The sequence below is a fragment of the Streptomyces sp. 2A115 genome (assembly GCF_052245575.1).
GTDB lineage: Bacteria > Actinomycetota > Actinomycetes > Streptomycetales > Streptomycetaceae > Streptomyces.
In genome coordinates, this window is sequence record NZ_JBQQCG010000144.1 from 1 (window position 1) to 15,569 (window position 15,569).

The window sequence follows — 15,569 nt, forward strand, 5'->3', positions numbered from 1 at the left end:
CGGTACAGCCTCGCCGGGCGGAGCACCGGCCGGGCGTAGCGGTACGGCACCACGCACGCCGGTACAGCGAGCGGTCGCCCGGCGCGACCGCTCACCGTCAGGGCCCGGCACAGGCGCGGAACCCGGGCCTCGCGGCGGAGCGACCGGCACTCGCGGCGACGGCGCCGCCTCCGGCGGCGAAGCACGCAACACGAGCGGCAGAGCGGACGGCGCCCCCCACCTGGCCGGCGCACCGCATGGCAACCACGGCACGGCGCCCTCCGGCCCAGCCCTCGTACAGCGGACCGCGGACGGGCAGGGCAACGCCGCACCGCACGCCACCCGCAGCACGACCGACAAGCCGGCGTCCGCCTCCGTACGCCCCGCCGACTCCGGCGACTCCGGCGGAACGGCAGCCGCGGCCCACGGAGCGCCGCACCGTTCCGGCGACGCGACACCGGCGGCTCCGGCGACGCCGCCCGGCCGCGGACGCCCCGCGCACGTGTCGCCGACGCCGCCTCCGACCCCGGGCCGGACGCCTGCCGCCCCCAGCGGGTCGCAGGCCGCCGACCGGCGCGGCCCAGACTCCGGCCGACTGGAGACGCCGCAGGCCCCGTCGCCCGGCCACACCACCTCGGTGGAAGGGAGCCCCGCGGCGGCCGGTCCGCCGGCAGGACCGGCAGACCGCGGGCACACCGGCCCGGCACCCGCCGCGAGCGGTGGCAGCGCCCCGGCCGTTCCTCCGCTCGCGCTGCCCCACGGGCAGGGCGCCGCGGCCCGGCCCGCGCCTGCGGGAGGGGCGCCCGTCGCCCGCCCCGACGCAGCCGGGGGACGTTCGACCAAGAGAGGCGCGCCGGCAGCCGCACCGGCCTCCGGCCCACCGGAGGCGGTGGTTCCTGTTCAGCGGTCGCTCCCGGCCGACGACAGCCGCGCCATACCCACTGTGCCCTCGGCGACCGACTCCGCCACGCCGCACGCGGCCCCGGACCGGCCCGCGGCTCATCCGTCCGCCGCTCCGCCCCCCTCCGGGCGTACGCCCTCCGGTTCCCCGGCGCCGTCCGCCTCCTCCCCTGCCGCCACCGCGAGTCCGTCCCCGGCCCGCCTCGCACCCGTCCGACCGGTCCAGCGCAGCGTCACCCGCGGGGCGGCCAGGACCGGTCTGGGCGCCCCGGTCTCCTCGGGGCCGGCGCCCGCACCGTCGCAGACGACCGCCGCGCCCCGGCCCACCGCGGCTGCGCACCCGCACACCGACCCGGCCCTTCCGGACGGCGTGTCCCGTACGCACCGGAGTCCCGCGCAGCTCTCCGTTCCGTCCCCGGCGTCGTCGGTGCCCCGGGTCCAGCGCGCCCCGGCTTCCCCCGCCGCTCCCACACGGCGCCATTCCCTGCTCGGCGCCCCGGTCTCCGGGACGCCCGCGGACGCCATATCGCTCGCCGGGTCCCCGGCCCAAGCGGCCGGCACGTCCGCAGCCGACAGCGGTACGGTCCCGGTGGCCCGGCGGAGCAGCGCTACCGCACCGGCCGCCACGCCCACTTCGGCGCCCCTCCCGGCACCTCCCACCGCAGGCTTCCCGCCCGCTCCGCATCGCCCCGCGGACACCGCCCCCGCCACCGCAACGGCCCCCGCCACCGCAGCGGCCCGCGCACCCGTTCCGGCTCTCCGCCCCGCGCCTCCGGCCCCGGGCTTCCCGGCCCCTCCGCATCGCCCCGCGGACACCGCCCCCGTCGCCGTCCAGCGCCGCACCACGCCCCACCCGGGCGTACCGCTGCGCCGGCGCACCCCGCACAGCTCCGCTGCCCGGTCCCCTCTCCCGGTGGCCCCCCTCACCCTGCCCCCGGTACTACCGCCGCCTCCGCTCCCCGTCTCCTCCGCGGCCGACGCCGCCCCGGCCTCACCTCCCGTCACCGTCCAGCGCATCCGGCGCTCGGCCATCGGCTCGCTCGCCGCCTCGGCCGCGGCCACGGTGGCCGACACGCTGCACTGGATCCGGCCGCCACGCGAGTCCTCTTCCAGTGCCCCGCCTCCGGGCAGCCCGCCTCCGTACTCCCCCAGCGTCCCGCCTCCGGGCAGCCCGCCCCCGTACTCCCCACGCCCGCAGGAACAGCCCCCGCCCGCCTACGCGCACACCCCTGCCGGCGGATTCGACCCGCGCGCACTCACCGACTTCCAGCTCGACGAACTGGTGCACCGGATCATCGGCCGCATCACCCGGCTGATCCGCACCGAGCTACGGCTGGACCGGGAACGGATCGGCAGACTCCGCGACCCCCGCCGGTGACCCGCCGACGAGCGCCCGCCCAGCGGCCGCCCGACACCGCACCTCCCACACCTCCGGCAGAAAGGCCCTCCCGCGATGTCCCGCAAGGACCCGGGCACCACCATCTGGTTCACCCTCTCCATCGACGGCGAGAGCCTCGGTTACTTCAACGGGTGTGAAGGGCTGTCCTCGCAGGTGGAGATAGAGCACCGGCAGGAGGGCGGCAACAACGGCTTCGTCTGGCAGCTGCCGACCCGCGTCACCTTCTCCACCATCCGGCTGACCCGCCCCCTCACCCCGGACACCACGAAGGTCGCCAAGTGGATCTCCTCCCTCCAGACGGGCATCAAGCGGCCCACCGCCCAGATCACGGCGCTGCGCGCGGACGGCTCGCAGGTCGCCCGCTGGGGACTGATCGACGTGCTGCCCGTCAGCTGGCAGGGCCCCGCCCTCGACCCGTCCAGTCCGGCCGTCGCCACGGAGGTGCTGGAGATCGCCCATCACGGGTTCACCGACTGAAGACCACTGACCGAGGAACGGGAGAGAGGGAGAGAACACCCGTGCCCAAGAGCAGCAAAGGCGCCGGCAAGAGCCTGGTACGCGCCACCCTCGCCATCCACCAGCCCCCCGTCGGCACCAGCACCACCCCGGGCGCGCTCATCAAGACGCTCCGCTTCGACTTCAACCCGGCGCAGCTGTCCCTCAGCCGTGCCGCCCAGTGGAAGGTGACGCCGACCGCGGCCGTACGGGACGGTGCGAAACCGGAATTCATGGGGCCGGAGCCGCGTGCGATGACCCTGGAGATCTTCCTGGACTCCTCCGAAAGACCCACCAGCAACACGGTGCTGAAGAAAGTGGCCACGCTGATGAGCTGCTGCGAGGTGACCACCAAGAGCATCGCGGCCAAACAGCCCTCGCCGCCCTGGGTGGTCTTCCAGTGGGGGTCCTTCTCCACTGCCCGGTTCACCGCGTACGTCAGCTCCGTCGACGCCTCGTACACGCTGTTCGGGACCACCGGCGTCCCCATCCGCGCCACCTGCCAGGTGCAGCTGCACGAGATCCCCCGCAAGACCCGGGGGCAGAACCCGACGTCGGGCGCGCTCACCGCGCGGCGGGTGCACCAGGTCGTCGCCGGTGACTCGCTCCAGTCGCTCGCCTGGCGGGAGTACGGAGACGCGAACGTGTGGCGCGCGATCGCCGAGGCCAACGGCATCGACGACCCGGCCCAGCTGCCCACCGGCACCGAACTCATCCTGCCCGCCGCCGAAGAGGTGCGCCACTGATGGTGAATCCCGCCACGTCCGCCGTCCTCGAGGTCTCGATCGGCACTGGCAAACTGCCCGACGACGCCGCCCACGCACTCGTCGACGGCTGGGTCGACCAGGGCGCCGGGGTGCCCGCCGCCTTCCAGCTCACCTTCCGCGACCCGTACCGGATCATGATCAGCCGGCTGCGCGCCACCTTCGGCACCCCGGTCACCATCGCGACCGTGGCTGCCGGGCAGGGCGCCGGCGACACACTGCTGACCGGCGAGATCACCGGCTTCGAGGCCGATTACGACGGCACCGGCACGTTCACCGTCATCCGGGGCTACGACTTCGGGCACCGGCTCATGCGCCAGCGCCGGGTGGCGGCATACCGGAACCAGTCCGCCACCGACATCGCCAGGAAGCTGGCCACGCGGGACGGTGTGACGATCGGCAGGATCCAGCCGACGAAGACGGTGTACGAGTTCATCAGCCAGTCCAACGTCACCGACTGGGACTTCCTGGCGCGGCTCGCCGACGAGAACGAGATGGTCATGTCCATCGACGCGAAGGGCAGGTTCCAGTTCGTCGAGCCGAAGCCCGCCTCGGGGGCGCCCCCGACGAACACGGACGGCGACAAGAGCCCACTCGTTCTCCAGGCCGGACGCGACATCCTGCGGCTGCGGGCCGCCGTCACCGCGGCCGACCAGATCGGCAAGGTGGAGACGCGCGGCTGGGACGTCACCCAGAAGAAGCCGCTCAGCTCCGTCTCGCCCGCCACCACCAACCCGGGCTTCTCCATCGGCAGTACGCCCGGCCAGGCAGCGGGCAAGTTCAAGGCGGGCAAGCTGGTCGAGACGTCGACCCCGTACGACAAGTCGACCGAGGTGCGGTTCGCATCCGACGCCCTCGCCGAGGACGTCACCGCGGCCTTCGCGGAGGTGGAGGTCGTGGCGCTGGGCAACACAAGGCTGCGGCCGGGGGTGCCGGTGACGCTCAGGGACACCGGCGCGCCCTTCGAGGGCAAGTACACGGCGACCTCCGTACGGCATGTCTTCGGCGACGGGAAGCACTACGAGTCGTGGGTGACCGTCAGCGGCCGGCAGTGGCGTTCGCTGTTCGGGCTGACCTCCGGCGGGGGCGGCACGGGCACCGGGCCCACGCTGCCGAGCGTGGCCAACGCCCTGGTCACCGACGTGAACGACCCGCTGAAGCAGGGCCGGGTGCGACTGCGGTTCCCGTGGCTGGACGGCAAGTACGTCAGCGACTGGACGCGGACCGTGCAGCTGGGCGGCCTCGGCGGCGGCGGGGTGTTCCCGATGGACGTCAACGACGAGGTGCTGGTCGCGTTCGACCGGGGCGCACTCGACCATCCGTTCGTGATCGGCGGGCTCTACAACGGCAAGGACAAACCGACCGTCGTCGGTGACGTGCCGCTGCACGACACCGTGCGGAAGAAGGCGAGCCGGCACACCGTCTCCGACCGGGACGGCAACCGTATGGACCTGCTCAGCCAGAAGACCGGCATGCGCAAGCAGGGCGTCCGGCTGGTGTCCGGCGACAAACAACTGACGATCAACCTGGACCGGACGAACACCGAGATCACCGTGGACAGCAAGGGCTCGGTCACCATCAAGGGCAGCCGGGAGGTGTCCGTGGAGGCGGGCACAGATCTCACGCTGAGCGCACGGCGCAAGGTGACCATCAGCAGCGGGGGGCCCCTCGACATCCAGGGCCGGGGGCTGGTCAGCGTCAAGTCGCTGGCCGGCCCGGTGTCGGTGGACGCGATGGGCGCTCTCAAGTTCACGTCGACCGGCGCCGCGACGCTCAACTCGGCGACCACCCAGATCAACTCCGTGACGAACGTGAGCATCCGGGCCATCAACATCTCGTTGCTGGGCCTGGTCACCGCCAACGGAAAGCCGGTGATCTGATGGCCGAACAGTTCGTCGGATCCGGCTGGGCGTTCCCGCTGCGCATCTCCCCCACCGGCGGCATCGCTCTGGTCAGCGGGGAGAAGGAGATCGAGGAGGCCATCCGGCTCGTCCTGGCCACCGCGCCGGGCGAGCGGCCGATGCGCCCGGAGTTCGGCTGCGCCATCCACGACCTGGTGTTCGCCCCGGTCAACGAGCAGACCGCGGGCCAGATCCAGCACGAGGTGTACGTCACCCTGGACCGCTGGGAGCCGCGCATCGAGGTAACCGAGGTCCAGGTGACCACGGGCACCGACCGCAGCGTCCTGTACATCGACATCCGCTACCAGATCCGCGGCACCAACAACCCGCGCAGCCTCGTCTTCCCGTTCTACGTCATCCCCTCCCACGAGGAGGACGGTCCCGGTGGCGGCCCCTTCGATGACAGCCCCTTCGCCGGCCCCTCCGACGACGGCTCCGGCAACTCCCCCGAAAGCGACCACTGATGTCCCTGCCCTCCCCCAACCTCGACGACCGCCGCTTCCAGCAGTTCGTCGACGACGCCAAGCGCTACATCCAGCAGCGCGCCCCGGAGTGGACCGACCACAACGTCTCGGACCCCGGCGTCACCCTCGTCGAGACCGTCGCCCACATGGCCGACCAGATCGTCTACCGCCTCAACCGGGTTCCCGAGAAGAACCACCTGGCGTTCCTGGATCTCGTCGGCATCACTCTCTTCCCGCCGTCGGCGGCCCGCACGGACGTCACCTTCTGGCTGTCCGCACCCCAGGAGGAGGCCGTGCCGGTGCCGGTCGGCACCGAAGTGGCCACGCTGCGCACGGAGCAGGAGGAGGCGGTCGTCTTCGCCGCCGAACGCGAACTCGCCGTCGTCCCCTGCGCGATGAGCCGCCTGGTGGTCCAGCACCGGGGCGAGCCCGTCGCCGACCGCACCGCCGAACTCGCCGAAGGCACCCACGTGCTCTGCTTCGCCGAAACCCCCAGCCCCGGCGACTGCATGCTGATCGGTCTCACCGCGGCCGTCCCGCACTGCGCCGTCGCCCTCGAACTCGACAGCCGGGTCGACGGCGTCGGCGTCGACCCGCGGCAGCCGCCGCTGGTGTGGGAGGCATGGACCGAGGACGGCTGGCAGCCCTGCGACGTCGACCGCGACGGCACCGGCGGCCTCAACCGCTCCGGCGCCGTCGTCCTGCACGTCCCCGGCGGCCACGTCCTGTCCCGCAACGGCGGCCATGAAGCCGGGTGGCTGCGCTGCCGCGTCACCGAACCACTGTCCGGCCAGCCCTTCTACACCACGTCCCCGACCATACGATCCGCCGAGGCCTACACCATCGGCGGCACCACCCGCGTCGTCCACGCCGGCACCGTGTACGACGAGGCGCTCGGCGAATCCACCGGCCTGCCCGGCCAGCGCCTGCGGCTCGCCCACGCACCCGTCGTCGGTGACGACCCGCCCCTGCTGCTCCAGACCGCCGAACACGACGGCTGGCAGGACTGGCAGGTCGTCCCGCACTTCGCCGCCTCCCGGCCGGACGACCGCCACATCACCCTCGACGCCGCGACCGGCAACATCGCCTTCGGCCCCGCCGTCCGCGAACCCGACGGCACCCTGCGCCAGTACGGCATGGTCGCCCCCAAGGGGTCGGTCATCCGTGTCCGCCGCTACCGCACCGGCGGCGGCCGGATCGGCAACGTCACCCGCGGCGCCATACGGGTCCTGCGCACTTCCATCCCGTACGTCTCCGAAGTCGTCAACCGCGAAGCCGCACGCGGCGGAGTCGACGGAGAGACCGTCGAAGAAGCCAAGGTCCGGGCCCCGATCACCCTCCGCGCCCAGGAACGCGCCGTCACCTTGCGCGACTACGAGGAACTCGCACGCCGCACCGCGCCCGAGACCGCGCGCATCACCTGTCTGGAAGGCGACCGGGACGAGCACGGGGCCTACGCGGTACGGGTGCTGGTCGTGCCGCAGGCCGTCCCCGACCTCGGCGGCCGGCTCCGCTTCGAACAACTCGTCCCCGGTGACTCCCTGCTGGACCGCATCACCCGCCACCTCGACGAACGCCGCCTCATCGGCACCAGACTCGCGGTCGGCCCGCCCCACTACCAGGGCGTCACCGTCGTGGCCACCGTCCATGCCTTCCGCGGCACGGATACCGACCGCGTGCGCCGCCGGGCCCACGACGCCCTCTACCGCCACCTCGACCCGCTCACCGGCGGTGCGGAGGGCCGTGGCTGGCCCTTCGGCCGCCCGGTCCAGGCGGGCGAGGTCTTCGCCATTCTGCAACGGGTCCCCGGTGTGGAACTGGTCGACGAGGTCGTCCTGCATCCCGCCGACCCGCTGACCGGCAAGCGCGGCGACCCGACCGACCGCATCGACCTGGAACCGTCATCGCTGGTGTTCTCCTTCGACCACCGCGTACGGGTGATCGGAGACGGGACGTGACGACCACGACGTACTCGGGAGGCCGGCCATGAGAGGCTCCGTCGACGGCCTCGGTTCCTCCGCACCCCTCGGCACGATGCTCCCGGCCGTCTTCGCCGATGACGATCTCGCCCAGCGCTTCGTAGCGGGGCTCGACGACGTCCTCGCGCCGATCCTGAACGTACTCGACTGCCTGGACGCCTACTTCGCCCCCGCACTCACCCCGGTCGACTTCGCCCAGTGGCTCAGCACCTGGGTCGGTGCCGAGACCGACGGCACCGAACCCGAGTCACGGCTGCGTGCCGCCGTGGCGGCGGCGGCCACGCTGCACCGCGTACGGGGCACACCGCGTGGCCTGTCCGAAGCGGTACGGCTCGCGTTCGGCGCCGAACCGGAGATCACGGAGAGCGGCGGCGCCGCCTGGAGCGCGCGACCCCGGGGCCCCGTCCCCGGCAGCCCCCGCCCCCGCCTCCACGTCGCCCTCCGGCTGCCCGACCCCACCCCGGCGGACACCTATCGCCTGGACACTCTCGTGGCCGCCGCCCGTCCCGCGCACATGCCCTACACCGTCACTGTGACCGCCGCCGAAAGGACCACGGAACGATGACCACGCAGAACTGCGGCGAGTGCGGCACCCGCGCGGAACCGGGGCAGTCGTTCTGCGACTCCTGCGGTGCCGTCCTCCGCTGGGACCCGGCCGGTGCCCGCACCGGCCCTCCGGCAGCCGCCGACGCCGGTTCCGGCTGGGACGCCTTCTCCCGCCCCGGCGGCACCGGCGTGTCCGGCACCGGTCTGGCCCGCCCGGCACACCGCCCGCGGGACACGGACCCGCACGGGACGCCCACCTCCGGCCCAGGGGACGACGCCCGCGACACCGGCCCGACGCCGGCACCCGCCGATGCCGACATGCCGGCTACTCCCTCCGGCCTGCCCCGGCGCCGCCCCTCCAGCGTGGTCCCGGGGCCCTCCGAGGAGCGGGACACCGCCGAGAGGACAGGAAGCTCCCGGTCCGCCCCCGACGCTCAGGGCGTGGGGGACGCCGATCCCGACATCCCGATGTCCCCCACCCCGGACGGCCTCCCCCCGGGCGACATGTCCGACCGCGCCCGTTCTCTTGTCGTCCCCGTCACGGACCCGGAGGCCACCCCGCCCGCACCCTCCGCGGCCGTGGCCCCGGTTCTGCCCGGCCGACCCGACACCGAGCGGCCCCACGTACGAGCCCCCGAGCCCCAGCAGGAGGCCGGGCACGGCCCGCCCTGCTCCTGGTGCGCCACCCCGAACCGCCCCGACCGCCATTTCTGTAACCACTGTGCGATGCCACTCGCCGAGAGCGGCGTACGCACGCCGGGCCAACGCCCCTGGTGGCGCCGCCTTTTCGGCCCCGGCCGCCACGAGGCCCTTTGGGCCGGCGACCGCCCCCGCCTGCGCCGTGTGTTCGACCGCATCGGCACCTGGATCACCGCCGCCATCGCCCTGCCCCTGCTCATTCTCGCCGCCGTGTACATCCCCGACGGCACCCAGGCCACGCGTGATCACTTCGCCAAGCGCGCTCCGGTCGAGCCGGACGAGATCCGAGCCTCACGCTCCTACACCGGCCACGAACCGAAACTGGCCTTCGACAAGTTCAACAACACCTGGTGGGGCCCAGGAGTGTCGCAATCAGGCCAAGGCGAGTGGATAGAAGTGCGTTTCGCCCGGCCGACCCGGCTGCTCGACGTCATCATCACGCCGGGCGTGTCCACCCGCGCCGACCAGGTCGACAAGTCCGCCCGGCCACACCGCATCAAGGCGACGATCACCAAGAACGACGGAGGGACCACAAGCCGCGAACTCACCCTGGACCAGGGTGCGGGCGGCCAGCGACGCGCCTTCCGCGTCGGCGAGGTCACCAGGGTTCGGTTCACCATCGAGTCGGCCCACGCCGCGTCCGCGGACAAGCAGGTGGCCATAGCCGAGATCGAGCTCTTCGGCCGGTCCGCCAGGGGCCGGACCTGAACCGGCTGTGGGGACTGCCCGTCCGGGACAACTCCGCGGAGCCCGGCCGCCGAACGCATCCCCACGGCCCGCGCACACTGCGCGGCACGATCCTGGCCGAGCTGGAGAGCACCGAGCAGGCCGAGCCGCACTGTCACAGTGGCATCGTGCGGAGCTGGCGACGCGAGGAGATGCCCAGTTTGCGGTATACGTTGCGCAGGTGCGCGTCGATTGTGCGCGGGCTGAGGAACAGCATCGCGGCCACTTCCTTGGACGTCGCTCCGGCAGCGACCTTCTCCGCGATGAGCCGCTCCTGCGCGGTGAGCCCGCCAAGCGGGTTCTCGCCGTGCCGGTGCGGCTGCTCGCCGGTGGCCCGTAGTTCACGGGCCGCGCGTTCGGCGAAAGCGCGGGCACCCATGTGTGACAGCATGTCGTGCGCCACTCGCAGCTCGACCCGGGCCTCGGCACGTCGGTTTTCGCGGCGCAGCCACTCCCCGTACGTCAGCCGTGCGCGGGCGTACAGCACCCGGACCCGGGTCTGGGCAAAGCGGTCGATGGCTCCCCGGTACAGCGCTTCGCAGTCCTCTCCCCGGCCGAGGAGGGCCCGCGCCTGCAGCCACTCGGCGACAGCCCACGGAACGGGGTTCGTGCGAGCCAGCGCCTCCAGGTGATCCAGAGCGACGACGGCGTCCTCGCCGCGGCCGGCGCGCGCAGCGGCCTCGACGAGCTCGGAGTAGACGGCCCAGGCCGAGTAGGAGCCGGCCTGGCGCCTGTGCTGGGCTGCCAGTGCGGCGTCCAGAGCTGCCTCATAGTCGCCGAGCCCGTTGTACAGCACCGCACTGGCGTAGTGCTCGGCGGCGGTCTCGAAGGGGCGCCCACCACGGCCCAGCAGCTCCCGCAGCTCGCGGTACCGCTCGATGTCGCCGCGGAAGCCGGTGTAGATGAGTTCGGCCCCCAGGAGTGGGGCCCTGCCCGCCGCCTCGTCGACCGCTCGGGCCTCGGCGAGGCCGGCGGCCGCGTCGTCGAACCGGCCGACCGCAATCCTGGTGAGCGCCTCGTAGCGCAGCGCCTGCGGCAGCGTGGCGAGGGCACCTTGGCGGCGCGCCACCTCGACCTGGCGGTCCGAGATCTCCTCCAGCACCTCGTCATCGCGCAAGTCGATGACGAGGTGGCAGACCAGGTTCATCCGCCAGGAACCCGCCGAGGTGGCAGCGGCACGGCACGCCGTCACCGCATCGCGCATCGCGGGCACCGCGTCCTCGACGGGCAGCATGATCTGATCCAGCAGAGCGTCGAGCAGCAGATCGACCGGCTGGGCAGGCTCCCTCTGTGGCACCAGCTTGCGGATCTGGGCGCCGAGCTCCTGGAGCCGGCCAGGCTGGTTGTCGTTGTACATGAACGCCACGAGCGCTTCCAGGTATGTCTCCCTGGCTTGGTCGGGGGCTAGTTCGGTGACGACATCGACGAGCGTGGCGGTCGCTTGCGGGCTGTGGGCGAGCTGGTAGTCGACCCGCGCACGCAGCAGGCGCGCCTCCGCGCGACCGTGTTCGTCCATCGGGCGGCGCTCTGCCTGGGAGACGAGTGCACGGGCCGCGGCCGGTGTGCCGGCCTGCAGTCGCAGCTGTGCCGCGGTGAGCAGCCGTCCGGCCCGGCGGTCGGAAGCAGGCGTCAACTGCCCGGCCCGCTCCATGAAAGCCGCGGCTGCGGCGACTCCGCCGCGCAGGCGCGCCCGGTCGGCGGACCGCTCCAGCTCCGCGGCGACGTCCTCGTCGACACCGACGACCGCGTGGGCCCGGTGCCACGCCCGCCGGTCGAGGTCGGTCTCGGGATCGGTTGCCTCGGCGAGAGCGCCATGCACGCGCCGACGCGTTCCCGGGTCGGCCGATGCGTACACCGCGGAACGCACGAGCGGATGGCGAAAGCGCAGCCGCGGCCCGAGGGCCAGGAGCCCGGCACTCTCCACGACGGCGAGCCCCGCGGCATCCAGCCCAAGGAGCCGCGCCGCGCGGCGCAGCAGGCCGAGATCACCGACCGGCTCCGCCGCGGCAAGCACCACCAACGGCCGCGTGACGGACGGCAACTGCTCCACGCGGTGGACGAACTGCTCCTCCAGCGCGTCCACCGCACTGGCCCGGCCACGCCGCGGCCCGGGCACCCAGAACGGCCCCGCATCGTGTGCGAACTCCAGCAGCGCCAGCGGGTTGCCGCGTGCCTCGGCCAGGATCCGGTCGAACACCTCGGCATCCAGCCCGGCATGCGCCGCCGCCCCCAGTACGGCCCGGGCATCCTCGTCGTTCAAACCCGCAAGGGGCAACCGCGGAAGAGCGGCGAGGCCGGCCACCGAGGCGACATCACGCGCGGCGAACACCACCCCGATCCGCTCGACGGCCACCCGCCGGGCCACGAACACCAGCGCCTGCCGCGAAGCGTCATCGATCCACTGAGCATCGTCCACCACGCAGCACACCGGACGCTCCCGTGCCGCCTCGCGCAGCAGCCCCAGCACAGCGAGTCCGACCGTCAACGGCTCAGGCGACGTCTGCTCACCGAGACCGAACACCGCCTCCAGCGCCCTCCGCTGCACTGTAGGAAGCCCCAGACGGTATTCCAGAACCGGTGCGCACAGCTGGTGCAAGGCACCATGGAGAAGGTCCTGCTCGAACTCGGTGCCCGCGGCGCGCAGCACCTCAAACCCATCCAGCGCCCCCACCGCCGTGTCGACGAGCGCCGACTTACCGATCCCCGCCTCACCGGCCACCACGACCGCCCCACCACGCCCGGCGGCCGCCGAGGTCACCAGTCGGTCGATCTCACACCGCTCTGCTTGTCGGGCGACGAACTGCATCGGAATGGGCCTCCGGGTCACACTGCCACCATGGTGCTTCGCGTCCTGCGGTAAGCCGTCGGCGCCGCGGCCTGCCGTCCGGACCGGTACAGCGCCGGCATGAGAAGCAGGCACAGCCTCTCTCGCGGCGGGTGCTCGGTCAGCCGCTCCCCGGTCAGCCGGGAACGCTCGGCCTCGGCCGGCGGGCCGTGGGCGGTTCGCCCCCCGCTGTTCGGCCGACGAGCTGTTGGGCCGGCGCGCGTGCGTCACGCCGCGGACGAGTACCACCACGCGGGCTTCTCGCCGACCGTTTCGTCATCGCTCTCGACGACGCCCATGGCCAGCCGCAGGGCGCGTACCGCGTGGTGCACGCGGGACTTGACGGTCCCGGGCGGGATACCGAGCCTCTGGCCCGTCTCGCGCATCGACCTGCCGGCGTAGTACGTCTCGTACAGCACATCCCGGTGCTTGGGCGACAGGTGCTGGAAAGCCTCCTTGAGGAGCAGTGAGGAGAGCAGCCGGTCGACGTCGTCGGGCCTCGTCAGTAGGTCGTCCAGCCAGTCGTTGCTACTGACTTCCTGGGGGCGGGCCATGCGCAACCGGTACTCGTCGACGACGAGGTTGCGGGCCACCCTGAACAACCACGGCCGCAGCTGCTGGCCGGCGGTCAGGTCCTGCGTGCGCCAGCAGCGCAGCAGCGTTTCCTGCACCACGTCCTCGGCTCGGTACCGGTCACCTCCCAGTAGCCGTACCACGTAGGCGTACAGAGCGCCCGCCTGTTCGTCGTAGAGCGTGCGCAGCGCGCGTTCCCGGGCGCTCACCGCTCCATGGGAACCCATAAAGGTCCAACTCACGTTCGTACTACTCCCTTGTTTCGTGACCTCGTGGAGGTCAGGCCTCGAAGCCAGCCGCGCTCGGCGGCCTCGATCCGGGGGGAGTTTTTCGAGCGGGGTTCCACATCGCTTTGACGTTCGATTGACAGATGGAGCGGCAGAGGCCACCGGACCGGAAGGAGCAAGCCGGGCCACGTACCGTGGCGACGGAATCGTCTCCTCCGCACCAAACCCGCTGCCGACCTGCGCGTTCTCCCTCAGGCCGCTCCGGTTTCTCGCGCGGCTGCCGCGATGGCAAGGGCGCGTATACGGCGATTGACGCCACGCACCCATGCGGCGTCCCGCGCAGGGCCCACGGTCCTGCTCCGCGAGCCCGGACCACACGGCGAGCGGAGCCCGGCCGTGGTCGACGGCGGATTGCCGCCCGCGCGGTGACCGCGCGCATCAGGTCCTCGTGGGCGCGGGGTCACCCTGCCGGTAGCGGATCCTGATGCCGGCGCGTTCGAGACACATGGCCGTCGCGGCGGGGTAATTCCAGCGGCTGTACGCCGTGAACGCCTCCAACGCGTGCGCTTCGACCCGGTGGTGCCCCGGGACCGTATACGGGCTCTGCCCAAAGGGCACCGCCCTGCTGCTGGCCACCGGCGTACGGCCCGCCCTGATCCGCCTGCGCCTCTGGTACAAGGAGGCCGACGCAGGCGCCGGCAGCCAGCATTTTCGACGACTGGAACGAAACGGCATCCTCGAACGCCGCGTCGTGTCCACCCGCCCCGTTGCCGTGGAAGGCGCCGTGCCCCCTCTCGGGCATACGCTGCGAGAGCCCGTATCAACGCCGTACAGATGGGCACGTGAACACTCGACTCAAGCACGAGTCGCACGAGAGGCCGCGGAACTCGTCAGAGAGGGCGGCGCCGATGCGAGCGGTGGCCTCGGCCTCGATCAGCTCCTGGAGCATGCGCGCAACCACGGCCCGGACAAGCTCGATACCCTCGGACGAACGTAGTGGCTCCAGTAGACGCGTCAGGTCAGAATGGGACAGGGCCGTCGTGCACGTCCAAGGTTGAACTGGCGCTTCACCAGGGAGATTTGCACGATGACCTACCTGTCCTCAGGGAGCGGACACCGGCCGAGGGAGTGCGCCTGGAGCGAGGACAGGCGCACTCGCGACGCTTGATCCCCTACGCCACGTGGCGGGACACCATCCTGCGGAGCCCCTGTCTCTTGCCCCAGCGGGGCGGCATCAGCAGCGGAAAGGGGCGGCGTGCCGCTTATCATCTCAGCGGGTCCGGGAAGCCTTGGGGGCTGCTGCTCCTGAACGTCGCCCTGCTGCGAGTGCCTGCTGGCCACATACGCCACCCTCCGGGCAGCCGCCTTCCAGGCAGTCTCCCTCCGGGCAGCCTCCTCCCGGGCAGCCTCGGCCACACGCGCCTGGGCAGTCTCCCTCCGGGCAGCCTCGGTCACACGCGCCTGGGCAGCCTCCAAAGCAGCTAGATCCCGTAGATCCTGCAGGTGTCTGTCCAGCTTGGATTGCCGTTGCGACGGAGCCGACTCTTCGGGTTTGCGGGGTGGCGGTGATGACATCGCGTGACGTTCCAATCGACTAGAAGGCCTTGATCTGCTTCATCCCGCCGCACGTCCCATGAGAAGGGCCAACGGCCGGTCGCCCCGAACCCAACAGAGCGAAGGCTGACAGCGCCTTCAACCAACTGTCCCTGCGGGCCCGTAGTACCCCCCAACGGAATCAGAGGGGCGACGGTTCACTCCGGTTCCACTCTCGGTGTCCGCACCGGGCGGTGAACGCTGTCCGATCGTCGCGGAACGAGATCGTCATGCGGTGGTCCCCGCGGAGCAGGCTGTGAACCGGCCCTGATGCCCCTGCGCGGCGCGGAGGGGCATCGCCCGGTCACCGGCCACGGGTCCATCCCCGTCCGCGAATGAACCGCGGCGCGCTTTTCCACGTTGAGACGCGCGACACCTAGTAGGGCTTGGTCAGGTGCGTATTGGTGTGGGTATGTCGTGGTGGCAGGTGGGGCAGGCACCGGTCCAGAGGGCGAGGAGTGTCTGCAGCTCGCGGACGACCTGGTAGAGGCTCAGGCCGG

At 72.2% G+C, this 15,569-nt stretch carries 12 protein-coding genes and 2 pseudogenes; 9 read left to right on the plus strand and 5 right to left on the minus strand.

Annotation, left to right across the window (positions count from 1 at the left end):
• From ACTWQR_RS53600 to ACTWQR_RS53635, 8 genes are all read left to right on the plus strand, one after another.
• A partial coding sequence (locus ACTWQR_RS53600) for a hypothetical protein (protein ID WP_443234652.1) occupies nt 1-2,257 on the plus strand: 2,257 nt, incomplete at its 5' end.
• 75 nt (nt 2,258-2,332) lie between these two features.
• On the plus strand, nt 2,333-2,755 hold the full coding sequence (locus tag ACTWQR_RS53605; RefSeq protein ID WP_443234653.1) for a phage tail protein: 423 nt from the start codon (nt 2,333-2,335) through the stop codon (nt 2,753-2,755).
• 41 nt (nt 2,756-2,796) lie between these two features.
• Nucleotides 2,797-3,519 carry a CIS tube protein gene (locus tag ACTWQR_RS53610; protein WP_443234654.1) on the plus strand — a complete coding sequence of 241 codons (723 nt, stop codon included), beginning with the start codon at nt 2,797-2,799 and terminating at the stop codon, nt 3,517-3,519.
• Nucleotides 3,519-5,417 carry a VgrG-related protein gene (locus ACTWQR_RS53615; protein WP_443234655.1) on the plus strand — a complete coding sequence of 633 codons (1,899 nt, stop codon included), beginning with the start codon at nt 3,519-3,521 and terminating at the stop codon, nt 5,415-5,417. Before ACTWQR_RS53610 ends, ACTWQR_RS53615 begins: the two co-directional genes overlap by 1 nt.
• Nucleotides 5,417-5,902 carry a GPW/gp25 family protein gene (locus ACTWQR_RS53620; RefSeq protein WP_443234656.1) on the plus strand — a complete coding sequence of 162 codons (486 nt, stop codon included), beginning with the start codon at nt 5,417-5,419 and terminating at the stop codon, nt 5,900-5,902. Before ACTWQR_RS53615 ends, ACTWQR_RS53620 begins: the two co-directional genes overlap by 1 nt.
• On the plus strand, nt 5,902-7,860 hold the full coding sequence (locus tag ACTWQR_RS53625; protein WP_443234657.1) for a putative baseplate assembly protein: 1,959 nt from the start codon (nt 5,902-5,904) through the stop codon (nt 7,858-7,860). The genes ACTWQR_RS53620 and ACTWQR_RS53625 overlap by 1 nt, the downstream gene beginning before the upstream one ends.
• Before the next feature lie 28 nt (nt 7,861-7,888).
• On the plus strand, nt 7,889-8,446 hold the full coding sequence (locus tag ACTWQR_RS53630; RefSeq protein WP_443234658.1) for a phage tail protein: 558 nt from the start codon (nt 7,889-7,891) through the stop codon (nt 8,444-8,446).
• On the plus strand, nt 8,443-9,834 hold the full coding sequence (locus tag ACTWQR_RS53635) for an NADase-type glycan-binding domain-containing protein (protein WP_443234659.1): 1,392 nt from the start codon (nt 8,443-8,445) through the stop codon (nt 9,832-9,834). The genes ACTWQR_RS53630 and ACTWQR_RS53635 overlap by 4 nt, the downstream gene beginning before the upstream one ends.
• A 133-nt stretch (nt 9,835-9,967) precedes the next feature.
• Here ACTWQR_RS53635 and ACTWQR_RS53640 read toward each other — a convergent pair whose 3' ends face one another.
• The 4 genes from ACTWQR_RS53640 to ACTWQR_RS53655 all read right to left on the minus strand — a co-directional run bounded on the left by ACTWQR_RS53640 (nt 9,968) and on the right by ACTWQR_RS53655 (nt 14,112).
• Nucleotides 9,968-12,679 (minus strand): ATP-binding protein, encoded by a 2,712-nt coding sequence (locus ACTWQR_RS53640; RefSeq protein WP_443234660.1) that lies wholly within the window; start codon nt 12,677-12,679, stop codon nt 9,968-9,970.
• Nucleotides 12,676-12,816, minus strand: coding sequence for a BTAD domain-containing putative transcriptional regulator (locus tag ACTWQR_RS53645; RefSeq protein WP_443234662.1), 141 nt, complete (start codon nt 12,814-12,816; stop codon nt 12,676-12,678). The genes ACTWQR_RS53640 and ACTWQR_RS53645 overlap by 4 nt, the downstream gene beginning before the upstream one ends.
• An 87-nt stretch (nt 12,817-12,903) precedes the next feature.
• Nucleotides 12,904-13,458, minus strand: coding sequence for a sigma-70 family RNA polymerase sigma factor (locus ACTWQR_RS53650; protein ID WP_443234661.1), 555 nt, complete (start codon nt 13,456-13,458; stop codon nt 12,904-12,906).
• Nucleotides 13,459-13,914: 456 nt separating this feature from the next.
• Nucleotides 13,915-14,112: a hypothetical protein gene (locus ACTWQR_RS53655; protein WP_443234663.1), complete on the minus strand. Its 198-nt coding sequence runs from the start codon at nt 14,110-14,112 to the stop codon at nt 13,915-13,917.
• Nucleotides 14,113-14,227: 115 nt separating this feature from the next.
• Here ACTWQR_RS53655 and ACTWQR_RS53660 point away from each other — a divergent pair.
• Nucleotides 14,228-14,275, plus strand: a pseudogene (locus tag ACTWQR_RS53660) (hypothetical protein); the annotation flags it as partial.
• A gap of 99 nt (nt 14,276-14,374) precedes the next feature.
• Here the strand turns inward: ACTWQR_RS53660 and ACTWQR_RS53665 are convergent.
• Nucleotides 14,375-14,509: pseudogene (locus ACTWQR_RS53665) on the minus strand (IS256 family transposase); the annotation flags it as partial.
• Between the last annotated feature and the right edge of the window lie 1,060 nt (nt 14,510-15,569).